Here is a 26,929-nt window from a genome sequence, read left to right on the forward strand (position 1 = left end):
GCCGTAATGCATTTAGCTGAGCAGTACTAATTACCCGTAAACTTTAGGCCGAAGTGTAGTGTTGTGTAATTACAGTACGCATGAATAGGTTACTAAATGTTGTACGCTTNATATATTGAGTAAGATAGAGAGAATTGAGATATACATTCGAGATGTCATCTCAGAGTTTCTAAGAGCTATTGATAGTAGATAGCTATGATATTTGCCAGTATGTCACGATATAATTAGGTGACTATAGCACTAGGGATCCACCTCTTACCATTCCGAACAGAGAAGTTAAGCCTAGTCACGCCGATGGTACTTTTAACAAGGGAGAGTAGGTAGTCGCCATTTTACAGAGAGAGACACTTTAGGAAGTTTTTCCTAGAGTGTCTCTCTTTTTTATTGTACTGTTTGCTGCCACTTTCCTCTCCACCGCTGCTTTTGTAGCCAATCTTGGACGAGTCGGACAAGTCGGACAGATCAGACGAGTCGGACAGATCGGACGAGTCGGACAGGTCGGATAGGTCAGAAAGGTGGGCAACTGCTGACCAATGCGATGAAGAGCACCTAAGTATTAAGTTAGCTTTATCTAGGGTTCTCTAGGGAGCAAGGTAGGTGGGGCTCTTTGGTATCTTTGTGCTGTTGTAAGGGCCAGTTGTAATGATGCCCACTATGCCCTCTTTTGATTTGCTTTTTGGAGAATGTTCATGGAAAAGTTGGTAGAGTGTCTGTCAAGCCCCTTGCAAGTGGTTTTGCTTGTTTCCATAAGCGCTTTACTGTATGTGTAGCCACACAGAGCGGTAGAAGAGGTTGCTGGGCTCCTTTTCAGGGTGCTGGAATTGTAGGACAAGTACCATTAACATACTTGGAAAGGGTAGATTGCCTATCCGTATACTTTGAAGGGTATTGGTGATTTCCTCCCCTTGAGAGGTCATTAGCAGATCGCCGTTGATTGAGTAGAGTGTTAATGTTGCAAGTGGTGCATATACTTGTAGTAATGGCTCTACTTGTTTGTAGGTGAGTATGGGGTCTTCTGGCCACTCTATATAATAGTTGCCTCTATCCGGTAGAGGCATCCCGTTTGCACTATTGGGTCGTCCTGGTGTACCGCCTGTATTTTTATTATTGCCATTTGCTTGAGCTCTTTGCCAGCTCTCCTTTTTAGTACCATCGGCACTTGGCGAGAGGCGTTCGAGTGAGAACCCAGTTCGATCGTTACTGGTATCTCCTAGCCACTGGCGTCGATAGACAACTTGGTCTATCACCTCGCCATTGGAGTGAGCACGGAGTGCCACTTCTGAATAGGTGGTGGAGATACTTGGGAAGTCTATTCTCTCTACAAATGTATGGCTATCGTGTTCAGGGTATAAGCGGGGAAGGGCATCTGGGTAAGGTGTGAGTACCACATAGCTATTGGGTTGCAATAGGTAGTCGTTGGGGACAATTAGCCAGGAGGTGGAGGTAATACTCTCCTCCTTATTTCGATACGTCAGATAGAGATCTGCAAGATTGACTGCCTTTGTTGAGGTGTTGAATAGCTCAATATACTTCTCTCCTGTAGTGGGTGGAGAGAGGAGCAGCTCATTGATTACGATGCTCTTAGGTGCTACATTTCTATATGGCTGAAGTGTTGTGGGCATACCTGGAGTGCCACCGTTGGGATTTGTGGAGCGTCGCCATAGGTCTGGCTGATAGCCTACCCGCTCTATTGAGGCTTTGCCTTTGGGAACACCTTCACCATAGATTTGTGAATTGAAGTTTACCTCATCATGGGTTTTATTGTCACTCCCTACAAGTCGCAACTTAAAGCTTCCGCTCAAAGCTGGAAACTCTGGCATTGGTACCAGAGTCGCTACTCTGGTGGGGTAGGGGTTGCTCTCAAGATAGAGTATGGCAAATGCCCCGTGTGCTAGCACTATATTTGGCAATGGGTATTTTGATTTTCCGTAGTGGAGAGTGTAAAGAGCTAGATTTTGCTGTGCACCAGTATTATTGTAGAGCTCTATGTACTTAGTACCTTGAAGGGGGCCATCATCTGGTGGTGAGGCCATTACCTCTGTAATGAATATACCTTCTGGGATGATGGTGGTGCCAGGTTGGATAGATTCGATATCAATTTGGAAGGAGAGGTCTACATACTTCCCATTCCTATCTATTAGGTTTTTAATCTCAAAGTGGTAGCTATTTCCAGGCATGAAAGTAGCTCCTAGATTGATGACGATTTCTTCGGCCTTGTCTCCTGAGTAGATGGTGGGTTGAAATCCAGCGCAGGTGACCGTAGCATCTCGGATCGAGATTGGTTCTGAAAGCTTGAGGTGTACCCGTCCTGATTGCTCAGCCCATTGCTCTTGGATATGGAGTTTTTCCTCTTCTCCCCCAGTATTATCCTGGATAATCTTGGGAAGGATATAAGCGTTATTGAGCTTTTTCTTTGAGGTGAATTTTGTGCGAAGGCTCATTCGCCAATAGGGGCGACCTTCGGGTAGTTCAATCCACTCGCCTTGACGGAGCCCGGAAACTGGAGTGAACCATCGGAAACGTATCCCTTTTGTAGCGTGGTAGTCTACCTCTACTTGGACTTTCTGCCACAGTTGGTAGCCACTATTATTTTGCCATGAGGTGAGTACCGTGCTTGAAAGTTTACGGCTCTCTGTGGAGCTTATTTTCTGGTAGGTCTCTTTGATTAGTCCAATGCTAGTATTGTTTTTAGTAGGCACCACCTTGTAATAGTATCGAAAGTTGCCTACTTCTTGGTTGAATAGGGTTACTTCAAAGGTATTGCTACTGGTCGGAAGGTCTTGGAATACAAAGCCGAGGCTCCAAGAGAAACTCTCTGAAGCCTCGGAGGTAAAGTCCTTATAGATAACGGCACCGCCCGACTTGCCATTGTTTTGGTGCCTTGCGATGCCATCCTCAATGATAAACTCGTCCAGATCACCCGTCCACCCCCCTTGGGCGTGAGCGAGCTGCGGTGACAGTAGAAGTAGCAGTAGAAGGAGTAGAAAGTGCTGCTTCATCTAGTTACTTTTGAAGGAGATCTGTGAGATTGATATGCCCTTTAGCTACTTCAAACTGTTGGTCTGCTCTATAGGAGGAGCGCACAAGCGGTCCGCTCTCTACGTGTGAAAGTCCCATCGCCTCACCCTCCTCTTTGTAGGCTTTGAATTGGTCGGGGTGCACATACTCCTCCACTGGTATATTCTGATGACTAGGGCGTAGGTATTGTCCAATGGTCAGTGTCGAAACTCCCGCCTCAAGGCAGTCGGCAAATAGTTCCTTAACCTCATCTGGTGTTTCGCCCAGACCTACCATAATGCCACTCTTGGTAACAAAGCCACGCTCGGAGATATGCTTCAATACTTTGAGACTATTCTCGTAAGTGGCACGGTGGCGAACGGTGGGGGTCAGGCGTCGTACCGTCTCAAGGTTATGGGCTACCACATCGGGCTGGCTTTCCAAGACCAAGTCGAGAGACGCTAGCTGTCCTCCAAAGTCAGGGAGCAGTACTTCTATCGTGGCGTGCGGATTCAGCCGACGCACCTCCTCAATCGTTTGCCGCCAATGCTCCGCTCCTCCATCGGGCAGGTCATCTCTATCCACCGAAGTGATCACCACATACTTAAGTCCCATCCTGCGGACACTCTCCGCCACACGCCTAGGTTCATCAGGATCGAGGGGAGCGGGTGTTTTACACGAAGGGGTGCCACAGAAGCGACATGCACGGGTACACTCATTGCCTCCAATCATAAAGGTGGCGGTACCACGACTCCAGCACTCAGCTTGGTTGGGGCAACGGCCACTACTACAGATGGTATGTAAAGCCGCCTCCTTAATGGTTTCAGAAGTGCCAGAATAGCTATCGGTGCTAGAGATACTAATTTTTAGCCAATCGGGCTTACGAAGTGGCCGTTCTTTCTTGCCCTCTATCATCTCATTAAGCTATTTTTGAAGTGATTCGTTATCTGCCTATATAGGTGGTTGCGTGTATTCCCTCCGTAGATGCTGTGGTTTTTATCGGTATAGACGAGCATCCTATAATCCTTATTTGCTTCAACCAATGCAGGGACCAGATGCATCACGTTCTGCATGTGTACATTATCGTCGGCCGTACCTTGGATAATAAGTAGATCCCCCTTCAGACCCCTTACATAGGGCATTACTGAAGTCGCTTGATATCCCTTGGCATTCTCTTGGGGCGTGCGCATATATCTCTCTGTATAGATCGTGTCGTATAGCCCCCAATCGGTTGGCGGAGCGACTGCTACGCCTGCTGCGAAGGTGCCTTGTCCACGGGTCATGGTCATCAGCGTCATGTACCCTCCAAAGCTCCAGCCAAAGATACCGATCCGCTTGGCATCAATGTAGGGAAGTTGCCCCAGAGCTTGAGCTGCCTCCACCTGGTCTTGAGTCTCAAGAATACCCATTTGTAGATAGGTGCATTTCTTGAAATCGCTTCCACGACCACCAGTGCCACGTCCATCTACAGCAACTACCACAAATCCCTCTTGTGCTAGATACTCTTCCCAGCCAAAGCTAAAGCGATTCTCCACCGTCTGTGATCCGGGACCGCTATACTGAGTCATCACGAGAGGGTATTGCTTATTGGGGTCAAAGCCCTCTGGCTTGATCATCCAAGCATTCAGTTGCTGACCACTTTGGGTATTTACTTTGATAAACTCGCGCTGATTATATCTGATCTGTGCCAATCTATTTTTCAATGTCTGGTTATCCTCCAGTAGCGTTAGCGTCTTGGCATCTTTCGTTCGGCAAATCTGGTATCTAGGCACTTCTGTCGCCGATGAGTGGTTGAGTAGATAGTAGCTCAGGTCACTGCTAAAGGTGGCATTGCTCCAGCCACTCTCTGGGGAGAGATAACGGATCTTTCCTTTGCGGTCTTGAGCCACCACCACCCGATCCATTGGGGTGGGGTAGGCGATAGAATAAATGAGTTCGCCCTGAGGAGAAACCCCATAAAAGGTATCGATATCATACTCACCTTTGGTTGCCTGCTCCTGACGTGTACCTGCCTTATCGTAGCGGTAGAGCTGTGGGCGACCCGAGGTTTCAGAGACATAGTAAGCCCCTTGAGGAGTGAAGGCCAATTGTAACACCCAGCTATTGCTATCGATATAGCGGTCATCTTTATCTTCAATCCAGAGGCGTGCCACCTGACTTTGAGGGTTGACCTGATAGGAGCGAAGGTGATTTTGATGCCTATTGAGGGTAAAGACGTAAAGGCTCTCCTCGTGAAACTCTAACCGAGGGATATAGAATTCCTCTTTTATCCCAAGATCAACGGTAGAGGTTTTGCGATTGTCAAGGTGGTAAAGGTGGATGGAAATCTTGCTATTCTCCTCACCAGCCTTTGGGTACTTAAATTGGTAGGTAAAGGGGTATAGCCCGGTGCCATACACCGCCATATCATACTGCTTTACCTGGCTTTCGTCGGACCGTACATAGGCCAGATACTGGCTATCCTTGCTCCAGCTCATCAGACTTGTGACGTAGAGCTCCTCTTCGTAGACCCAGTCGGTCACGCCATTGAGCACTTCATTCCACTTGCCATCGGTAGTCACTTGCACCTCCGTATCAAAGTCAAACTTCTTGATGTAGATATTATTATCCACCACAAAGGCACAGCTACGACCGTCAGGCGAGAGGAGGGGAACACGTACCCGACGCCCCTCCGCAGTCAGTGGCTCTACCCTATTGCGACGCACGTCGTAATGATAAGCATCATACGTAGCACTTCGGCGGTAGATAGGTTTCCAATCTCGCAGAATGATGATATGGTGCCCACTATCACTGATGAGGTAGTCGCTAAAAGTATCAAAGTCGCAGTCACGAGCTTTTTGGGTGTCAAAGAGTACGGCTACTTCTTTGCCCGTTTCATAGCTATACTGTACTAGTCGAGTGCCATCATCCGAGATGACCGTGTAGCTCTTTCCATCTACCATGGGACGGAAGCCATAGCCTGCACTCTGTGGCCAATATCTGCCACCTGTGATCGCCTCTAGTGAAATTCCCTCTGCCCTGCTTTGGGTAAAGCAAAGGAGTATGAGTACTCCAAGTGTAACTAGCCTCTTAAGTCTTATATCCATTATTTATCTGTTGCTATTGGTTTTAACATTAGTAGTTTTGTGCTTTTATTTGGTGAGCCGTTGCATCGCTTCAGCAGTAGCTTCGTGAGTGCTAAAGGCGGAGAGACGGAAGTAGCCTTCACCCTCTAGCCCAAAGCCAACACCTGGCGTGCCAACAATCTGCTTCTCGGTGAGTAGGTAATTGAAGTAATCCCACGATGCAGGGTACTCTTCGGGTGTCTTGAGCCAAATATAGGGCGAGGAGACGCCTCCATAGTGTGCTACCCCGATCTCAGTGAGTGCCTCCCTAATGGTCTGGGCATTCTGTAGGTAGTAATCGATATTGGCACGTACCTCGGCCTTTCCCTCTGGAGTGTAGATAGCTGCGGCGCCCCTTTGGCTAATGTAACTAGCCCCATTGAACTTGGTGGTCTGCCTACGGCTCCACATGGCATTGAGCCCGCCTGGAAGCGACTTGGGCACCACTGTATAACCACACCGCACGCCAGTAAAGCCAGCCGTCTTGGAGTAGCTTCGGAATTCAATCGCACACTCCTTCGCTCCCTCTATCTCGTAAATGCTGTGAGGTACATTCTCCTCACGGATAAAGGCTTCATAGGCGGCATCAAAGAGGATGAGAGCATCGTGCTCACGGGCGTACTCCACAAACTTCTTTAGCTCATCGTAGGTGAGGGTAGTGCCCGTGGGGTTATTGGGATAGCAGAGGTAGATGATATCTACTGGCTGCTGAGGAAGTGGCGGAATGAAATCATTGCCTTGGCTACAAGGGAGATAGGTGAGTTGGCTCCACTGTCCACTCTCGGCAAGATAATCACCTGCCCGCCCTGCAAGGGCGTTGCTATCGACATAGACCGGGTAAACGGGGTCGGTGACTGCTATCCGCACATCATTGCTAAAGAGGTCCACAATGTTAGCGGTATCGCTTTTGGCTCCATCGCTTACAAAGATCTCATCTGGTGCTAGTTCTACTCCTCTCGAGGCATAGTCATGCTGCACAATCAGCTCACGCAAAAAGGCATAGCCCTGCTCTGGCCCATACCCTTTGAGAGTCTTGCCACTCGACATCTCATCCACCGCCTCGTGCATCGCCTTGATAACGGTTGGGGGAAGGGGGCGAGTGACGTCACCAATCCCCATGCGTAGAATCTTCGCTTCGGGATGAGCCTCTTGATACTTAGTAATTCGCCGATTGATCTCGGCAAATAGATAGCTCCCAGGGAGCTTATTAAATTGGTTGTTTATCTTTTTCATATCGTTACGATTCCTTGGTAAACATACGTAGCTGGCCCCGTCATATAGACAGGGTCGCTCTCCTTGCCACTCCACTCAATCACGAGAGAGCCGCCAGGCATCTCTATCTTCACTTTATGGGCGACCAAACCGAGGTTGATTGCAGCAACAGCCGTGGCGGTAGCCCCTGTGCCACACGCCTGAGTGAGCCCCGAACCACGTTCCCATACCCTCATCTTAATCGTGCTGGGGTCTTGGATCATAGCGACTTCATAATTAACGCCATCGGGAAAGGCTGCGTCGTGCTCCACCTTTGACCCCACCTCTGCAAGAGGGTAATCATCAGGGTCGCTCTCAATAAAGTGGATAAAGTGGGGGTTGCCGACAGAGATGTAGCTCCCCTCTACCCCTTGTACTCGTTTCCCTACCTCCAGCACTCGGGGCAATCCCATATCCACTCTAGCCGCCATTACCTCTTCCCCTTCTAGCGTAAGGGCAAGTATTTTATCGCCCGACTGCGTCTCAATCGTCATCGGATTCGAGCGGTCCAGCCCCCTCTCGTAGAGGAGCTTAGCCACACAGCGGATAGCATTACCACACATCAGCCCTTCCGACCCATCGAGATTGAAGATCCGCATCATATAATGACCCGATGGTTGCCGTTGGTAGGTGATCACCCCATCACCGCCGATCCCCTTTCGTCGGTCGCTATATTGACGAGCAAATTGGGCAATGTCTGCCAGTGGATACTTGTCTAGGTCTATGTAAATGTAGTCGTTGCCCAGACCGTGTAACTTATCAAATATTATTTGGCTCATGCGTTGCTATCCAAACTATAGTTATTAACTCCCAGCTCCTCATAAGCTTGTACCAGCGCCTCTTGGTCGTCCGATATAAATAGGACGTGGTCATCTACCCGAAGCTGAGTATGCCCACGGGGAATGAAAAACTGCCCCTCCCTCTGTACCATTATGGCTAGGGTGTGGTCGGGAAGCTCCAGGTCACGCATCATATCACTCTTGCTGAGCATCTGCTCATTCACGATGATTTCCGAAATAGCACTCTTGATCTGCTGAGGTAGATTGATGTCGGTAAAGACATTTTCCCTCACCGAGTAGTCGATAAGGTCCAGCCTATCCGCCATCGTATGCACCGTAGTTCCCTGAATCAGTAGGGAGAGGATGGTAATGAAGAAGACGATGGCAAAGGTGAGTTGTGCATGCTCCAGACCAGCCACCCACGGAGATATCGCAAAGATAATCGGCACCGCTCCACGCAAGCCCACCCAACTGGTGTAGAGCTGTGCTTTGGCACTAAACTTACCCCAAAAGGGAAGCAGCGTGAGGAATACCGATAGCGGACGCCCAAAGAAGAGCATAAATAGCGAAATGTATAGCGCGGGGAGTGCTAGCTTCATCATGTAAGGGACATCTACCAAAAGTCCCAGTGTCAAGAACATCACCAATTGGCTGAGCCACTGCATACCATCAAAAAACTTGGCGATGGTATGACTGTACTGCATGCGAGAATTGCCAATCACCAAGCCCCCAACATAGACTGCCAAGTAGCCATTGCCCTGTACCGTATTGGTGAGGGAGTAGATGAAAAAGGCGATAAAGAGCATCAGTATTGGATAGAGCGACGTGGCATAGAGGTTGGCTCTATTGACCAGCCAAATGGCACCTTTCCCGAGTACGAAGCCGAGGAGTAGTCCGAGTGAAAATTGAACTACAAACATCAAAACCCCGTCCCATATCGTAACGCTATCTCCTTGGCTAATCATCTGTATCAGCACCATGGTGAGCATGTACGCCATAGGGTCGTTGCTACCACTCTCAAACTCTAGGAGTGGCTTGAGGTTTTGCTTCAGGTTGGTTTTCTTGCTCCTAAGAATCGAGAAGACCGACGCCGAGTCAGTTGAACTCATTACACTGGCAAAGAGGAGCGATTGTAGAAACGTGAGCTTGATCCCCATATCTAGCCATTGGAAAAGGAAGTAGATAAAGGTGCCCGTGAATAGTGCGGTCAATAGCACCCCCACTGTAGCTAGGAGCCCTCCAGGTGCCATAATAGGCTTGATCTCCTTAAAGGAGGTATCCATACCACCCGAGAAGAGGATCACCACCAGAGCTACCGAGCCGATCGCCTGTGCAATCACTGGACTGTCAAAATTGATGAAGCCTGTGGCACCCGCTGCCATTCCCACACCTAGGAATAGGAGCAGGGTGGGCAGCCCAAATCTAAAACCAGTTTTGCTTAGAAATAATCCTAGTACAGCCAGTATAGAGCCGTACAGAAGTAGATGGTCGGTGGATAGTACCGTTAGTATCATATATTTGCTTCTAATATGTCATGTTCGTTTCAACTTGCAATATACCAAAAACGAATGAAAATACAGCCCCAACACCACTTGAAATGAGGGGTTACGCATTAGAAAGTTCTAACTGTATGGTTTTTGGCGGGGTATCTATGAGTAAGGACCTCGGCAGAGGTCCGTGCTAAATAGGCACAGGTCAAGGCACGCAGTGCCGATGACCTGTGTATAGATAGGTGTAAAATACCCTTGCGACCCCAGCCGAGGGGTCGGACAACCCTATCTCTAGGTCTGACCCCTCAGCCGGGGTCAGGGAGGTGCCTCATTAAGCAAGTGCTCTCCCATAGATGCTCCGATCATTACGACTTGGAAGACCTTTCTAATACGTAACCCCTGACCCCGTCGAATGACCCCTTCGAAGCTGCAAAACCGCCACTACAGTTAAAATCGGAACGCAAAAGGTAAGGTCCCCCAACCTATGGAGGACCTTACCTTAGCTTTTCCCCGATAGGGGATAAAGGGAATGCCAATGGATATCCTCTTAATGGGCTACCCCTGCTGTACCTCCCTACGTCGCTGATGGTTGCCTGAGCGGTGCTTTAGTGCACGTTTCAGGGCTCGCCATCCGAGGACTAAGCCAGTGACACTAACAACCGCTCCACCTGTGAGTAAGAAGAGCATGATACAGAGCCAAAGCGTAGGGTGTTCGTAGCTCCAGACAAATTTTAGCGAGTGGAGTTTTTGGTAGGCCCAACTATTGAGTCTCGTCGCCCGATTCTGTACGGATAAGTAGGGCTCCTCCAATGCGATGTAAAGGGTAGTCCCCTCAGCCGTCAAGAGGTAAAGTACTGGGAGAGGTAGCTTCCGCTTTCCCCGCGGATGGGGGAGATAATCGCCTTTATAGTGATGGAACACCGATGCCTCCTTCACCTCTATCGCTAGGTCAAGACCTTTGAGATAACTCACCACCTCCTCTTGGCTCAATGCCAGTGGGACAAGAGAACCATCATCATTGTATACTAGGTAGATAGCTGGTTTATCGCTCTCCTCAAGTTGATAGTACGGCCGCCCCATGTAGTGTGAGTAGGTCACCTGCTTCACATTGGGGTGCTGGGCAAGGATGGGCTCAAAGTGCATCACCTCATTGCCAGTAATAGCTCCTCCATCCTTAATGCTATAGAGCTCGGTACGAGGAGATGGACCAGTAAGCCAGCGGGGTAAGGAATCCAAGGACATCCAGCCGCTAAACATCCACGTGAGCACAATTATACCAAAGAGAAGCCCCGATATATGGTGCCAATACAGCCACTTGCCCGACCTTTTTGAGAAGGGCGACCAACGGCGTCGGGAGGATCTTCGGCTCTTCACGGCCCATACAACGCCCACAATGATGCCTGAAATAATCATCACACAGCCCATAATCCCCAAGACCACAAATATCCCCTTCCAAAGCTCCACATCTTGCCGAATTGGCCAGAAGTAAATCCAGTGAGGGATGGCACCAAAGTAGGCCATCCAGCGGTTGCTTTGGTTGGTCTCCTGCAACAGTCGGCCACTCTTGCCAGAGAAGTAAAGGGTTGTAGACTTCGGGTTCTCTACTGATACTTTAATAAAGGGCAAGTCCTCTCTACGTGAGGCAAAAGGTAACCACTGATTAAGCTGGTGCAATGTATCTACCCGAGCAGGCGAGAGCCCCGTAAGTCGAAGTGTTTTCTCCGTTAGCTCCTCCAGCGTTGGAGGGATATCGTCTATAGGCTTCTCGGAGCGAAGGTCCATCAAGACCTCACCTTGGGCCCCACTGAGCGAGAGCACAGCCCTCCCCTCCTCACGCTTCAGTGAGAGAGTTGTAGGGCTGTCTCCTGTGGCAGTGTGTGTCTGGTACCAATCAATCAATTCACCCGTGCTGGGTAGGGAGTCGATGCTTCCAATCGGGTCCAATAGAGCAAACGCTTGCTCCTTCTCCACTCGGGGAAACCCTGAAAAGATCATAAAGAAACCAGTGACGAACCACATCACTAGCAGAGGTGCCATTAATATGCCTAGCCATTTGTGCAAAAAACGCAAAAGCTTCATAGCATCCAGTAGTGCTTAGAATATTTTGTAGCGAATCATTAGCTTGAAATTACGAGGTGCAGCAGGTATCATCTGATTACCTAAAGACTGTGCAAAGTAGCTCTTGTCAAAAAGGTTGTTCAGCTGCAGACCTACAGAGACACCACTGTCTTTGATGGCGTAGTTAGCTCCCACATTTACCAAAGTATAAGGGTCGTAGTACAGGTTGCGACCAAAGTTCCTATATATTTTATCGGTAAATGTAACGCTATAGTTGAGGTCAAGTCCAGAAAGTATCCCCTTATCAATGGTGTAATTACCAAATGAGTAGAAAGTGTGCATTGGGATCCTATTGAGCCTATCACCCTTGTCCACTCCACTTAGATCCAATTCATTCTTCGCAATTTCTCCATACTTCACATCTGTGAGGCCATATCCTAGGCTGATAAAGAGGCGGTCAATAGGTCTGTAGTTAAGTTCCGTCTCCAGTCCATTGGAGAGCACAGTCCCCACCTGTGCTACCACACTCTTATCTATGTTTTTACCATCCACTATTCCAGGCACTACTCCAATATTGCGGACTAGGTTATTCTGCTTAATATGGTATATTGATAAGGTACCACTCAGCTTATCCGAGAAGCTAAAGCTACCACCCACCTCTGCTTGGTAACCAGTGGTTGGCTCAAATACTGCCTTCTTAAAGTCCAGCTTCGATTGGTCAATTATCTTACCATGGCGGTCCACTAAGATTTGCTTCTCACTAAAAGACCTCGCCCTACGGTCTGGTACAAAGAAGTTGGAAAAACTTCCATATATAGAGAGATCCTCAATAGGCTCATACACCATCCCCAATCGATAAGTAAGGGAGTTGTAAGTCAGATTGGAGGTCAATTCACCACGATCGTATTGAGCCTTGCGGTCTATGGCAGAGGACCTGCTGTAGTTTTTGATGCTATAATTATTATATCGTAGTGCAACAAATCCCTTCAATTGACTAGAGAAGTCCAGGACATCTTGGAAGAAGAGACCAATCACTTGAGTCTTTGATGGCGACGCCTTGCCAAAGCGAGAATGCATCAAGAGACTATTATCTGGCTGATAGGCAGAGACAATAGCATTTACCCCAGGGCCCCACACATCATCCTTATCATTCGGATGATGAATAGCATAAGGCTTTTTAGCAACGCCATATCCAGAAAATGATACTCTATCCATAAAGGTATATGAGCCACCAACTAAGATATTGTTGCCCACCGAACCAATGTTGAATTTACCAGAGAAGTCCAGTTGATCCTGAATTGTCTGAGACTTATGCTGGAAGCGCAGTGGAAACGTACGCTGTACATGGTCAAGATCAATATAAGTCTTTTTCCCATTCCTTGTGTAAGAATAAGGGAAGATAGGCTTGTCGCTAGTAGGATAGCTTAGTGTTTCTGTAGAGAAGTAGTCAATAACATCATAGTTGTACATCGCCTTATTGGAGAGCTTCCACCCATTATCCATATAGAAAACGTAGCGAAGCATACCATTGGCATTAGTATTGTACATAAAGTCACTCTCCGTATTGTATCTCTGTGCTAGGTTAAGACCCCTAAGGAGGTCACCCTCACGATAGATCACCTTACCAGCAACTTCATCTGTAATATCGGCAGGCATCGTAGCGGGCAAGCCAGCTTCGGTACCATAATAATCGTGCACATAGCTCAGTCTCAAGTCTAGCACATGATTTGGTGCCAATCGGAAGTTGGTGTTATTATACAGCGAAAACCGCTTATCACCTCTATCTCGCCAGCCATCACCACCAGCCACATTTAGGTTGAAAAGCGTATTAATACCGTCGACCACCTTCCCCCCAATGGTTCCAGATACTTGGTATGTATTCCACGAACCACCCATCAAGAGCAGCTCCAGAGTGGGCACATTTGTAGCCGACTTACGCACTATGTTAATAGCACCACCAACAGAGGAGTGCCCCGATAGAATAGAGGCAGGCCCCTTGGTCACCTCTAGGGTTTCTACCATCGTAAGGTCGGGAACAGGATAAGAGTTGAAGGTGGTACGCTCGTCACGCATCCCATCAATCTCTATGGGGGTGTAGTCGAAACCTCTCACGCTAAGTTGCTGAAACGCACCATAAGAAGTGCTCACATGTGCCGCAGGGGTAAATCTAACTGCCTCTTGGAAGTCAAAAACTCCTCTGAGCTTCAGCGGCGACAAAGAGATCTTAGAGATCCTAAAGGGAAGATGCTTCATCTCCACATTGATTTTAGAGACCTTGTCGCGTCTAAACCCAACTACCTCTAAGCTCTTAAGGTGGTATACCGAGTCAGGCTCAGCTTTTGTAGGGTCGGTAACAGAATTCCCATTTGCATTGATTGCTAAAGCATTCGTTGAAGAGCTAGCAAGAAGCAAGAGAATGATGAATGATGTAAAATAATGCTTCATGATGATATAAATGATTGTAAATTAGCTCCACGACCAATTTGTGTCGCATAATGCAAGCATACGCACACTACAATGGTCGCAGAATTTATTTCCCGCAAAGGTACACAATTTGCCGGTCATTTCACCCCAATGCACCGGAAGTCTCAGGGGGTTACGCATTAAAAAGGTCTTACCGTATGGTCTTTATCGGGGTGTCTGTGAGTAAGGATCTTGGGCGGGGAAAGGTCGAATAGACAACCCGGCAAAAGAGGAGAAAAAGGCATTTGCAATCTATTGATATACAGCTATATACAATAGCCAAAATTGAGTTACAACTAAGCGATCGGCGAGTTGCAACTAAGCAAATGCCGAGTTGCAACTAAGCAAATGACGAGTTGCATCTCAGTTTTTGGCGAGATGGAGACCCTCTTCAGATCAATGGTTATTAGGGAGCAGATGGAGCAGGCAGAGACGGGTGAAGTAGACGTTTCTCCAAGAGATAGGACGAAGGCTATAAAAGCGTTGGGGTGGAATGCCGGCGAGCTCTTCGGTGAGGTGTACTAGGCTGGGGTATCTACTGTCGGGCGAGGTGCAGAGATAGGTCATGGTACAGAAGGTGGGGAGCTGTTCTAGTTCAGCTGTATGCGTAGGTGCAACTCGCCTCACGGTACCTAGCAATATAGCACGGTCGAAGGCGATATTATGACCTACGAGTATTGCTCCCGGTGTGAGATCAGAAAACCACCGCTCTACTAGCTCTTGCTCAGAAATGCTGTAAGGGGTTAGATGCGTGTCAGAGATGCCATGCACTCTGAAAGCTTCGGGCGAACTACTCACCTCTTGTCGGACCCGATAGGTGTGCCGAGTGATCAACTTGTACTGCTCATCCAGTAGCGCCCAGCTCGCCTCTAAGATTCTAGCCTCATCTCCAACCTCTACACTGAGACTTGTAGTCTGTAGGTCTAGGATCATCCACTTTGCCACTGCCCCATCTCCCTCTGCCCTTGGGATTGGGTCTAATAAAGGGCTACGTACTGCAATTGGCTGAACGGCTCTCTCTCCTTGAAAGTCCGATAAGTTGGTCTTTATCTTAATGCTCGGCTTCTTATTATTAGGGTATAAAATAAGGGCGAGTAGCACAAGTGCTACCGCCCCTAATATCCAAAGTAAAGTTGTCATCAAGCGACCCTCCTTTTAGTAGGCTCTTGCAAATAGCACTCTACGTGCCGATGGCTTTCCACTGTAGATGCAAGTACCTGGAGTGGTATCTCCGTCACTAGGGATACAGCGAATAGTTGCCTTAGTCTCCTCCTTGATCGCTGCCTCGGTCTCGGGTGTGCCATCCCAGTGGGCGAGGATAAATCCGCCCTTTTCATCAAGCACTCGCTTGAATTCGTCGTAGCTATCCACCACAGTGGTATGCTCCTGACGGTAGTTGAGTGCCTTCTGATAGATATTCTTCTGAATATCCTCGAGCAGTTCGGAGATGTACTCCACGATACCCTCTAGTGCGTGGGTGCTCTTCTCTAGCTTATCGCGACGCATCACCTCAATCGTGCCATTCTCTAGGTCGCGACCACCCATGGCGAGGCGGACCGGTACCCCCTTCAGCTCATACTCGGCAAACTTCCAGCCGGGCTTCCGATTATCAGAATCATCAAGCTTCACCGAAATGCCCTTAGCCCTTAGCTCCTTTTGGATAGGCTCTAGAGTTGCCTTAATCTCTGCTAGTTGCTCCTCCGACTTGTAGATAGGCACCATCACCACCTGAATAGGGGCGAGGTGTGGAGGTAGTACGAGCCCATTATCATCGGAGTGGCTCATGATGAGGGCACCCATCAATCGGGTGGAGACGCCCCACGAGGTAGCCCAAACGAGTTGCTGATTGCCCTCCTTATCGGTAAAGGTGACATCAAAAGCCTTGGCAAAGTTTTGACCGAGGAAGTGGGAGGTACCGCTCTGCAGAGCCTTGCCATCTTGCATCAGTGCCTCAATGGTATAGGTATCTACGGCACCAGCAAAGCGCTCCGTCTCACTCTTATGCCCTACGATCACAGGCATCCCCATGTACTCTTCGGCAAAAGTCTTGTAAACGCCAATCATACGCTCTGCCTCTTCCCTTGCCTCCTCCGAAGTGGCGTGGGCGGTATGCCCCTCTTGCCAAAGGAATTCGGCAGTGCGGAGGAATAGCCTGGTACGCATCTCCCAGCGAACCACATTGGCCCACTGATTGCAGAGGATAGGGAGGTCGCGCCACGATTGGATCCATCCTTTGTAGGTATTCCAAATAATCGTCTCAGAGGTGGGGCGAACGATCAGCTCCTCCTCCAGCTTTGCGGCAGGGTCTACTACCACGCCAGAGCCATCGGGGTTATTCTTAAGTCGATAGTGGGTCACCACAGCACACTCCTTAGCAAATCCCTCCACGTGGTCGGCCTCTTTGCTGAGGAACGACTTAGGAATGAAGAGCGGGAAGTAGGCATTGGAGTGCCCCGTCTCCTTAAACATTCGGTCGAGCGTCTGCTGCATCTTCTCCCAAATAGCGTAGCCATAGGGCTTGATCACCATACAGCCACGTACATCACTATTCTCAGCTAGGTCGGCTTTCATCACTAGCTCATTGTACCACCTAGAGTAGTCTTCGCTCCGAGGGGTGAGTGCGTCTATCTTCTTTGCCATCTTATCTTATTATCGTAAATATCATTCTTTATTCTGCGTCACAAAGATACCAAATAATCCTCTCTCAGATTACCTTGGTAGTAGCTGGAAGGGGTCGAGGTCTTCGAGGACGGGGAAAGCACTCCTTCGTGCCATAAGGTCGGGGCGAGCGAGGGTGGCGGTGAGGAGGGTCTCCACTGGCTCTTTGCTCTCGCTTAGGCTCTCCCCTTCACTATCAAGGATAAAGGAGTAGCCAGGGTAGACGAGCTTGGGGTGGGGGGTGCCGCCACGATTGGAGGCGACCAGATAGCTCTGGTTTTCAATCGCACGAGCTCTGAGAAGGCGTTCCCATGCCAGGTGGCGTGGACGAGGCCAATTGGCAGAGCAGAGGAGTAGGTCATAAAGGCCCAGCTCTGGGTCTTGCCGCAGCCAAGTGGGGAAGCGGAGGTCGTAGCAAGTGCTGAGGCGGATTTGCCAACCTTGGTAGCTCACCTGCACCCGCTCCTCTCCTGCCTCGAAGTGCTCCGACTCACCGCCTAGGTGAAATAGGTGCTTCTTGCGGTAGTAGGTCACCTCGCCTGTAGGGGTAACGAAAAGGCCGGTGTTGCTAGGCTTACCACTCGGGCGTAGCTCTAGCAGGGTGCCATAAAGCGCTGCATCGTGTGCTGTGGCGAGTGCTTTCATCGTCTCCAGCCCTCGCTCGAATGCCTCGGTGAGGAACTCCCGAGAGAGGTCTGCCACCTTTACGAGGAAGCCAGTGGTCCACATCTCGGGCAGCACTAGTAGGTCAAACGCTTGCCCCACCACTAGTTGCCTTACCTTGGCGATGTTAGCATCAATATCTTTCTGCTGCTGCTCCATCTGTAGCGAAGCGACTACTAGCTGCTCTTTCATAGGTCTGCAAACTGCTGAGGGTACTTCGCCATACTGCTATCGAAATAGCTTCGAATCTTGCGGATCGCCTCTTCTATATCGGTTTGGTCGGGCATAATAGAGGCAATGATGCCCACCTCCTTCTTTTTATAATCAATCTTGGCTAGGTCAATTGGTACGCCTGCTCCTTTCGCAATACGGTAGAATCCGCTCTTCCAGCGGTCACGGCGCTTGCGTGTCCCTTCGGGTGTGATGCCGATGTGTAGGCGGTCGGCTTTCTGAATCATCTCTACCGCCTGGTCTACCGAGGAGCCTCCGCTCTTGCGGTCTACTGGTAGTCCCCCTAGCGGCTTAAATATCAGGTTGAAGGGAAAGGTAAACCACTCTTTCTTGATTAGGAAGCGAGGTGTCACGCCGACGCCCCACGCTTTGTAGTATAGATACCCGATGATAAAATCCCAATTAGAGGTGTGGGGTGCCACGCAGATGACACTCTTCGGGTGGAAAGTCTCGGGAAATATAGGGGTCCAACCGAAGCGGGCGAGTAGTCGCCCGGCCCAGTTGAGCGGTTTGTTATGGTTGTTAGGTTGGCTCATAGTGCCTCTGTTATTAATGAATGAGTCTCCTCTTCGCACCGCCCAGGTAGCCTTTTGAATTGATAGCCCTCCTCGAGGAGGTATTCAATAGACTTTGGTAGGGCGTAACGGAGATTGGGTTCACTCTTGAGTGAGTCATGAAATACGATGATGGAGCCGTCGCGAGTATATCGCTTTACCGCCTCCAATACCTGCTGTGGAGTCACCCGCTTGGAGTAGTCTCGGGTTACCACGTCCCACATAATCAGTTGGTAGCGACTACTTAGCACCTTCAATTGACTTCGCCCAAGATGCCCATGTGGGGGGCGGAAGAGTGGCGAATGGATCAATTGATCGGCTCTCATGGTGTCTTTTATGTAGGCCCTTGTAGGGGTTGGCAATCCCTGTAGGTGGTGGTAGGTGTGATTGCCTACCGCATGCCCCTCTTGTAGAATGCGCTCAAAGAGGGGGTGGAATCGCCATACATTCTCCCCCACGCAGAAGAAGGTGGCTTTTACCCCGTACTCTGCCAAAGTTTCCAATACCCAAGGGGTCACCTCGGGGATAGGGCCATCGTCAAAGGTGAGGTAGACCGATGGCTGCTCCTCGTGTGGCAGACTAGGAATCCGCCATACTGCACCCGGAAATAGTCTGCGATAGAGTTTCGGAGGTTGCTCTATAATCATGGCTCCCGTAGCAATTTAATGATGCCGAGGAGAGTATTCTGATAGCTTGCTAGCTGTGCATCGTACTTTCCTTTGAGAGCATCGCTATTGCTATTACTTAGCTTCAGGGCCTCCGTTACAATAAGGAGGGCATTTTGAATGTCGGGGAGGGAGTTCATCATCAGTTCTGGCTTTAGGCGGAAGAACCAATCCAACTGCTGCAGATAATCCTCTATCACCTTGCTAGAGATCTCATCGCCCTTCTTCGTCAATCCTGCTGCATAGTATGCTTCTACTAGTGGAAGTGACGAAACGGAGTGCGGTACATTCTCCTCCAGCACTGCACGCTCAGCTAGGGCCAATACCTCCTTGGCACGCTCTAGGTCGCCACTCTCCGCCAAACCTTTGGCGAGTGGTGCGAAGATCATACTCCGGTAAGTCTCCACCAGGCGGCGACTATTCTCATCGAAGTAGGTACCTGGCTTATCGGCACCACCCCAGCGGAAGCGTTGGGTGACATTGCGGTACATTCGCTCAATATCTACTTCACGGCCAGTGCCCCTCACCTCTACGGGTAGCACTTGATAGGCCATACCGGTCTGTCGGAAGTTGGAGGTCATGCCAACTCTTTGATCCTCACCCACGGTGAGGGCGTAGTAGACGGGTCGCTCAAACTGATTGGTGGCCAGCATATCTAGGATGATCAGCTCGTGCCTTCCGAGGTATTGCTTCTTGGAAAAGTCAAAGTGCATCTCTGGTCGCCCTAGAGCCACTGTGTCGGCGGGCATCAGCGTGCCATTTGCTACCAGTTTAGCTGGGTCAAAGGCGAGTGATAGCTGGTCAGCTGGCATATAGTCAATCTGCTGAGCCACCCCTGGTATCTGCTTCAGCTTAGGGTCGTTACTTGCCACAAAGTCTAGCCCCAAGCGAAGCGGGATTGTATCGGTGGTATTAGGGATAATGTAGGCGGTCAATCGCTTATCTCCACCATACTCATTGGGTGTCCAACTGATCGGCATCGGTGCCGCCTCGTAGCTCCATCGCTTCATCTGGTCAATGTACCAATCAGCCTGTAGGTAAGAGGTGTTGCAGACCTTGATATCTCGCCTTATCCCTTCGGTATCTTGTGCATACCAGAGTGGGAAGGTATCATTATCGCCGTTGCAGAAGATAATCGCATTCTCCTCACAACTCTCTAGATAGTTATTGCCAAAGTCCGAAGCAAGCGACCGCCCATTGCGGTTATGGTCATCATAATTCTGCTGAAATACCAATCCTACCACGGCTAGCCCTACTGCCGTAAAGAGCCCTGCGAGAGCGGGGCTCTCTTTTTTGCCCTTTGTGATAAGTGTGTGAAGGGCAGGCACCGACATACCAATCCAAATGGCAAAGGCGTAGAAGGAACCAGCGTAGGCATAGTCACGCTCACGCACTTGATAAGGTGGCTGATTGAGATAAAGTACAATCGCAATACCCGTCATAAAGAAGAGCGAGAAGATCACCCAGAAGTTTTCGCGATCCCTCCGACGGCCATACAATTGAGCTACTAGCCCCACCAGACCAAGGATCAAGGGAAGCATATAGTAGCGGTTGTGTGCCTTGTTATCGGTCACAAAGCTAGGTTGCCCCTCTTGTGGCCCCAAGAAGATCTCATCGAGCCACGAGATACCGGTGATCCAATTCCCCTTGTACACCTCTCCCTGCCCCTGTAGGTCATTTTGCCGACCGCTAAAGTTCCAGAGGAAGTAGCGCCAATACATATAGTTGAGTTGGTAGCTAAAGAAATACTTCAGGTTTTCGGCAAAAGTAGGCACTACCACGGTACGAGTCTTACCACGATCCGATACCGTCATTGTCTTTCCCTCTACATCGCCCCATATCTCATACCCCTGCTTGTAGTGAGGCATCATATTGCTATACATACGGGGGAAGAGCATCTTCATATCACTACGATACACAATAGATTCCGACACCTGCTTTTCGTACCGATTACCATTGCGGCGGTAGGTGGTGCTCTTCACCGTCTTTACCCTTCCCGCATCATCGTACTCAGGGAGTGCGGCATAGCTTTCTCCATAGATCAGCGGTGCTTTGCCATACTGCTCACGAGAGAGGTAATAGCGGAGCGAGAAGACATCCGATGGGGTATTTTGATTCATCGGGATATCTGAGTTGGCACGAATTAAGATCACTCCGTAGGTGCTCATCCCGAAGAGGAAGAGAAGCATCCCCATGGCAGTGGTGCTCATTATGTGCACTGGTAGCCGAGTCGCCTTGAAAAGATAGACCGCCAATCCGCCGATGATTAATACTGGAATCACCCAACTGCTACCCATAAAAGGAATACCGATCAATATCACCGATACGAGGTAAAGCCCCTTTAGTAGCTGAGGCTTCACTGGGCGAGTGATGGTGAGGTAATAGGTGTAGACCAATAGCCCGATCATCACAATCAGATAGGCCACCAACCCACTGTTAAAGGGCAGACCAAGGGTATTGACAAAGAAGAGGTCGAAGTAGCCTGCCATCTGTGGTACCCCCTGCATGATACCAAACATCAGCACCGCAATCAGGGCAAAGGAGACGAGTACCGCCACCACGGCCCCTTTCCAAGTGGGCTTTTCGCTCTTGCGGAAGTAGTAGATAAGTCCCATGGCAGGGATGGTGAGGAGGTTCAGTAGGTGTACCCCCACACTCAGACCCATTAGATAGGCAATCACTAATAGCCAGCGGTCACTCCCCTCTTCATCGGCCTCCGCCTCCCACTTTAGCATCAGATAAAAGACCAAAGCAGTGAAGAAGCTACTCATCGAGTAGACCTCCGCCTCTACAGCACTGTACCAAAAGGTATCGCTAAAGGCATAAAGAAGCGCTGCTACCGCACCGCCACCGAGGTAAAGCACCACTTGGGTCTTGCTCACTGAGCTAGGGGCTACCCAGCTCTCTCCTAGCCAGTCGCTTCGCCGGATAAGGTGCGCTGTGGTGAGGAAAAGCAACATAATGGTGAGCCCAGAGAAGAGTCCGCTGATCGCGTTCCCCGCTGTGGCTATCCACTGACCTCCATTTGGAAAGAGATTAGCGAGCGTGTTGTAGACCAACATGTAAAAAGGTGCCCCAGGTGGGTGACCCACCTCCATCTTCGCAAAGGTGGTGATAAATTCAGGGCAGTCCCACACACTCGCACTCTTCTCCATCGTCACGAAGTAGACCGCACTACTCAGCACAAAGAGCAGCCACCCAAGGCTGCGCTCCAATACCTTATATCTCTTAATATCCATAGATGCCTTACTAGATGTATACAATATTGCACAAAGGTACTAAAATATCTCTTTGCTCAATATTTCGTTACGCCCGCCACCAGGGGTTACGCATAGGGGTTACGCATTAGAAAAGTGTTGTGAGTGGTATTTATCGGGGTATCTATGAATAAGGAGACTGTTACACGGAGTGCATAATTAACATCCACGGTCAAATCCATACCATAAGTAAGGGGGCAGATGGTCTTCGCATAACAGCCTAAAAAGCAACAGGCTCTAAGTGGTCAAAAGTTTAGTTGCAACTCAGCATTTGCTTAGTTGCATCTCGCCGATCGCTTAGTTGCAACTCAGTTTTTACTTTTATATGGTGTTGAATATCTGTTTGTTATAAATGGGCTTTTTGAGCCATTACTTTCTGCTTATGAATATATTCCTAATGCGTAACCCTTGCACTATCCACCTTCTAAGGCTTTGGAATGGGAGATGGTGTTAACCAAATTGGTTGAGGTTACCGATGGTGGCAGTGGCGGAAGTACGCGATGGCAAGGGGGCAACGGAGGCAGTGGAGTGGCTGGCAGTAGTGGTGGTAGAGCTGGAGGAGGGCTTGGGTGTCGGCAGCATGGCGGGGGTGTAGCCCATTTTGCTCAAAGAGCTTCACATACTGATTCTGCTCTGGCTGGAGTAGGTAGAGCCAGTCGAGTGCCCGTTGCTCTAGGTGGGCGTCACCCACCTTTTGGGCATAGTAGTAGGCAGAGGGGACGATGGCATTGATGATCAATGACGTAAGGGTTTGCCGACCAACGCCAGCACGACGCCCGTCCAACCGTCGTCCAAAGTCGAAGTGCTCCTGCCAATAGGGACTAGGAGCCAATCGAAGTGTCTGCTCAATTATCGGTTTATCCAACCGAGAGAGGGCAGAGAGCAACAGCTCCTCATGGTGGAGGATCATTGCCACTATGCCCAGCATACGTGCGGGGAAGGAGGGTGGACGCAAGCGGAGATACCGAAAGCTACCGGCAGGTAAAGGGGTGAGCCCAAACTTCTGCTGATAAAAGCGATACTCCTCTAGTAGCTTTGCTTCATACTCATCATGAGGGGTCTCACTCAGCAGACCAGCCTGCCCGATGAGCATCGCTTCGAGTGCCACGAGGTCGGAGGCATGCTTCTTGAGGTAGGTATAGGGTAGGCTCTCTGCCACCTGCTGCATCACCTCATTATTCTGGTGTGCTCCCACATACCTCATCAAGGTGTGGTAGAGAATGCTATTGAAGTGGTCACTCTCCGAACGGTCACGCAGACGTGCCAGCTTCTCCTCCAAGCGCTCGGGGAGCAACTCCAAGGCCCCATCCAAGAAGGGCTCTTCACCCAATGCCATCATCTCGGGCATACAGCGGAGACTCTTATTGCCCTGCACCAAACGCTCCAGGTACTCCAGCATCTCGGGCGCCATCTTCAGGACTGCCGTTGGCACCCGTCGCCCCTCCTGGTCGTACACCTCCCGATCTGCCTCCAATACTACATGTAGCACCACTGTGCAGTAGCGGGGATCGTGTTGGTGCTTGTGTGCTTCCCACTCCGAGGCACGGCGGTGAATCTCCACCGACCCAGCCCACTCTATATTGCCTACCCGAACTCGCGAGAGGGCGAAGTCGGGGCCGTCGTGACTATTGAGCTCGCCCACATCTAGTACCTCAATAGGCTCTCCCTTGAGGGTCACTTGCCTAAAGAGGCGATTCATCCAGATGAAGTGTAGTTCGCTCTCGGGTCTCATTTCTTAGCGTGGTCTTGCTCGTACTTTTGTTTCAAATAGCGACCTGTGTAACTCTCTTCCACCTCCATCAGTCCTTCTGGCGTGCCTTGGTAAACCAGTTGCCCACCCTTATCACCTCCTTCAGGTCCGAGGTCTACAATATAATCGGCACACTTGATCACCTCCATATTGTGCTCCACGATCACCACGGTATGCCCGTGCTCAATGAGCGATTGGAACGACTTCATCAGCACGTGGATATCGTGCACATGGAGCCCGGTGGTTGGCTCGTCAAAGATAAAGAGGGTGGGTCGCTTTCCTTTGTCCTTGAGGTGCGAAGCAAGCTTCACTCTCTGGCTTTCACCTCCCGAAAGGGTGCTAGAGCTTTGCCCTAGTTTAATGTACCCAAGGCCTACATCGGAGAGCACCTGTAGCCCCTCCACAATCTTGGGGATAAAGAGGCTCTCATCTTGGTAGTGGGTGAAGAACTCAATCGCCTCATCAATTGATAGCTCAAGGATATCGGAGATATTTTTATCATGGAAGGTCACCTCCAGCACCTCCTCATTGAAGCGTTTGCCGTGGCACTCATCGCAAGGGATGGTGATATCGGCCATAAACTGCATCTCAATGGTGATGACGCCCTCACCCTTACAGGTTTCGCAACGACCCCCTTCTGTATTAAATGAGAAGTATTGTTGCGTGAAGCCCATCTGGCGAGAGAGTTGCTGAGCCGCCATTAATCGACGGATATCATCGTACACACCGATATAGGTGACGGGATTGGAGCGGGTGGAGATGCCTAGGGAGTCTTGATCTACATACTCCACTGCCTTGAGGCTAGAGATACTCCCTTTGATATTGCGACAAGGAATCTTGGTGAGCGGAGCTTTATCTATCAATCGCTCTACCCCTTCGTAAAATATCTCCCGCACCAGGGTACTCTTGCCCGAGCCACTCACCCCCGTTACCACCGTAATCACCCCAAGTGGGATGGTCACATCAATGTCTTTTAGATTGTGGAGGTAGGCGCCCTCCACAGTGATGGTGCTCTTGGAGGTTCGGCGTCGCTTGGGCCACGGTATCTGCTCCTTGCCCTGTAGGTACTTCACAGTGTAGCTCTTGGAGCGGGCGGGTAGCTTATCGGGGCGTCCCATAAAGACCACTTCCCCACCTCCAATTCCCGCCTCGGGACCCATGTCGATGATCAGGTCGGCTGCCCTCATCACCTCTTCGTCGTGCTCTACCACTACCACAGTATTGCCCATATCTCTCAATCGGTGCATGATATCAATAAGGAGATGGGTATCTCTAGCGTGCAGACCGATACTTGGTTCGTCCAAAATATAGAGGGTGCCGATCAGCCCTCCGCCTAGCGACGTGGCGAGCTGTATACGCTGCCCTTCGCCTCCCGACAAGGTGCCCGCCACACGGTCGAGTGTGAGGTACCCCAAACCGATATCATCCATAAAGCCCACTCGGTAGCGAAGCTCCTCCAGCAGTCGACGGCCGATCTTGAGGTCTTGCTCGGAGAGCTGTAGTGCCTTGAGCCATTTCCTGAGCTCACTAATAGGGAGAGTGACTAGTTCGGAGATATTCTTGCCACCCACCTGCACATAGAGGGCTTCCTTGCGTAGTCGCTTGCCCTTACAGGTAGGGCAAACAGAGCGGCCACGGTAGCGCGCCAGCATAATTCGGTAGTGCATCTTGTACTGTCGCTCCTTGATATGGTCAAAGAAGTCGTTGATACCATAGATTTTTTCTCGGCTGTAGCCATGAATTTCGGGCAGTCCATTGCCATTCCACAGGAGGTCTTTCTCCTCTTCCGTCAGCTCCCGATAGGGGCGATGGATAGGGAAGTTGAGCTTTTCTGTCTTGCGGATAAAGTCTTTCTGCCACTCGCTCATCTTGGCACCCCGCCATGGCATGACGCACTCCTCGTAGAGGGAGAGATTTTTATTCTGAATCACTAAATCCTCATCGATCCCCAGTACTTGGCTGTACCCCTCACAGGTGGGGCAGGCACCAACGGAGCTATTGAAGCTAAAGAGCTTATCGGAAGGCTCCTCAAAGGTGATACCATCTAGTTCAAAGCGGTCGCTGAAGGTAGCCACTCCTTCGTCGTGCACAATTAGTGCTGTTCCTCTCCCCTCAAAGAAAGCGGTCTCCACTGAATTTCCTAGTCGATTATTGGTGGCATCGTTATCTGGTTGCACCACCAATCGGTCAATGACGAGTGATAGGTCTTTGGCGGTACGAGGCAGCTTTGCCTCCTCCTGTGAGATGTCTTGGATTCGCTCCACCTTGTCTTTCACCAAGACACGGCTAAAGCCATTGGCAAGCTGTAGCTCTAGGTGCTCCGATACCGTACGCCCTTGTGGCAGTGTGATAGGGGCACAAACCATATACTTACTCCCCTCAGGGAGACTATTGACATACTCCAGCACATCTCTCGTGGTGTGCCGCTTCACCTCCTGCCCACTGATGGGGCTAAAGGTATGTCCTACCCTCGCATAGAGCATTCGGAGGTAGTCGTAGATCTCGGTGACGGTGCCGACGGTAGAACGAGGACTACGATTGAATTTCCTCTGCTCAATCGCAATGGCCGGTGGAATGCCGCTGATCAGATCGGCTTCGGGCTTTGCCATCTTACTGACGAACTGACGTGCGTAGACGCTTAGGCTCTCTACATACCTTCGCTGTCCCTCGGCATAGAGCGTATCAAAGGCGAGCGACGACTTACCGCTACCGCTCAGCCCTGTAATCACAATCAATTGGTCGCGCGGGATATCTAGCGACACCCCCTTGAGGTTATGCACCCTTACCCCCTTAAGTATGATATCATTCATTATATATATACACTTGAAATATCTACAAAACTACTAAAATTATCAGAGCCACTACCCAGTGCCCCATTTTATTGTGCAAAATAGTCGGTTACTTGCAAAATAATAGGTACCTTTGCGGTTGCGTTTCACCCCGTAGGGTCGTGTACCCGTGTCGGGAGACCGTGGGGCGCAGAGTTTAATCACTAATTATTTACAAATC

General features: G+C 50.0%; 16 protein-coding genes and 1 rRNA gene. 1 reads left to right on the plus strand and 16 read right to left on the minus strand.

Going from position 1 to position 26,929, the window contains the following annotated elements; translation table 11 throughout:
- The first annotated feature begins 224 nt into the window (after positions 1-224).
- Positions 225-333, plus strand: a 5S ribosomal RNA gene (rrf, locus tag A3GK_RS0102000).
- Between the two features lie 422 nt (positions 334-755).
- Here the strand turns inward: rrf and A3GK_RS0102005 are convergent.
- The 16 genes from A3GK_RS0102005 to uvrA all read right to left on the minus strand — a co-directional run bounded on the left by A3GK_RS0102005 (position 756) and on the right by uvrA (position 26,730).
- Entirely contained in the window at positions 756-2,999 is a 2,244-nt protein-coding gene (locus tag A3GK_RS0102005) for a lamin tail domain-containing protein (RefSeq protein WP_018027861.1), read from the minus strand.
- Positions 3,000-3,003: 4 nt separating this feature from the next.
- A complete protein-coding gene (gene lipA / locus A3GK_RS0102010) occupies positions 3,004-3,912 on the minus strand; it encodes a lipoyl synthase (protein WP_018027862.1) in 909 nt (302 codons plus the stop codon).
- Positions 3,909-6,083, minus strand: coding sequence for a S9 family peptidase (locus A3GK_RS0102015; RefSeq protein ID WP_018027863.1), 2,175 nt, complete (start codon positions 6,081-6,083; stop codon positions 3,909-3,911). The genes lipA and A3GK_RS0102015 overlap by 4 nt, the downstream gene beginning before the upstream one ends.
- 45 nt (positions 6,084-6,128) lie before the next feature.
- The gene (locus tag A3GK_RS0102020) at positions 6,129-7,334 is read right to left on the minus strand and encodes an LL-diaminopimelate aminotransferase (RefSeq protein WP_018027864.1); all 1,206 of its coding nucleotides are present in this window, start codon (positions 7,332-7,334) and stop codon (positions 6,129-6,131) included.
- The gene (dapF, locus tag A3GK_RS0102025) at positions 7,331-8,131 is read right to left on the minus strand and encodes a diaminopimelate epimerase (protein ID WP_018027865.1); all 801 of its coding nucleotides are present in this window, start codon (positions 8,129-8,131) and stop codon (positions 7,331-7,333) included. Before dapF ends, A3GK_RS0102020 begins: the two co-directional genes overlap by 4 nt.
- The gene (locus tag A3GK_RS0102030; protein WP_018027866.1) at positions 8,128-9,645 is read right to left on the minus strand and encodes a potassium/proton antiporter; all 1,518 of its coding nucleotides are present in this window, start codon (positions 9,643-9,645) and stop codon (positions 8,128-8,130) included. Before A3GK_RS0102030 ends, dapF begins: the two co-directional genes overlap by 4 nt.
- Positions 9,646-10,176: 531 nt before the next feature.
- Positions 10,177-11,700 (minus strand): PepSY domain-containing protein, encoded by a 1,524-nt coding sequence (locus A3GK_RS0102035; RefSeq protein ID WP_081605301.1) that lies wholly within the window; start codon positions 11,698-11,700, stop codon positions 10,177-10,179.
- A 15-nt stretch (positions 11,701-11,715) separates the two neighbouring features.
- Positions 11,716-14,124: a TonB-dependent receptor gene (locus tag A3GK_RS0102040; RefSeq protein ID WP_018027868.1), complete on the minus strand. Its 2,409-nt coding sequence runs from the start codon at positions 14,122-14,124 to the stop codon at positions 11,716-11,718.
- A 414-nt stretch (positions 14,125-14,538) separates the two neighbouring features.
- A complete protein-coding gene (locus A3GK_RS0102045) occupies positions 14,539-15,282 on the minus strand; it encodes a 3'-5' exonuclease (protein WP_018027869.1) in 744 nt (247 codons plus the stop codon).
- Positions 15,283-15,297: 15 nt separating this feature from the next.
- Entirely contained in the window at positions 15,298-16,782 is a 1,485-nt protein-coding gene (gene proS / locus A3GK_RS0102050) for a proline--tRNA ligase (RefSeq protein ID WP_018027870.1), read from the minus strand.
- Positions 16,783-16,851: 69 nt separating this feature from the next.
- A complete protein-coding gene (locus A3GK_RS0102055; protein ID WP_018027871.1) occupies positions 16,852-17,655 on the minus strand; it encodes a nitrilase-related carbon-nitrogen hydrolase in 804 nt (267 codons plus the stop codon).
- Complete coding sequence (locus A3GK_RS0102060; protein ID WP_018027872.1) at positions 17,652-18,230, minus strand: 1-acyl-sn-glycerol-3-phosphate acyltransferase; 579 nt, start codon at positions 18,228-18,230, stop codon at positions 17,652-17,654. The genes A3GK_RS0102055 and A3GK_RS0102060 overlap by 4 nt, the downstream gene beginning before the upstream one ends.
- Positions 18,227-18,895, minus strand: a complete 669-nt coding sequence (locus A3GK_RS0102065) for a polysaccharide deacetylase family protein (RefSeq protein ID WP_018027873.1) — start codon at positions 18,893-18,895, stop codon at positions 18,227-18,229. Before A3GK_RS0102065 ends, A3GK_RS0102060 begins: the two co-directional genes overlap by 4 nt.
- On the minus strand, positions 18,892-22,152 hold the full coding sequence (locus A3GK_RS0102070; protein WP_018027874.1) for a DUF2723 domain-containing protein: 3,261 nt from the start codon (positions 22,150-22,152) through the stop codon (positions 18,892-18,894). Before A3GK_RS0102070 ends, A3GK_RS0102065 begins: the two co-directional genes overlap by 4 nt.
- A gap of 487 nt (positions 22,153-22,639) precedes the next feature.
- Positions 22,640-23,902 (minus strand): DUF2851 family protein, encoded by a 1,263-nt coding sequence (locus A3GK_RS0102075; RefSeq protein ID WP_018027875.1) that lies wholly within the window; start codon positions 23,900-23,902, stop codon positions 22,640-22,642.
- A complete protein-coding gene (gene uvrA, locus A3GK_RS0102080) occupies positions 23,899-26,730 on the minus strand; it encodes an excinuclease ABC subunit UvrA (RefSeq protein ID WP_018027876.1) in 2,832 nt (943 codons plus the stop codon). Before uvrA ends, A3GK_RS0102075 begins: the two co-directional genes overlap by 4 nt.
- Positions 26,731-26,929: the final 199 nt, after the last annotated feature.

It is taken from the genome of Porphyromonas somerae DSM 23386, assembly GCF_000372405.1.
Taxonomy (GTDB): Bacteria; Bacteroidota; Bacteroidia; order Bacteroidales; family Porphyromonadaceae; genus Porphyromonas_A; species Porphyromonas_A somerae.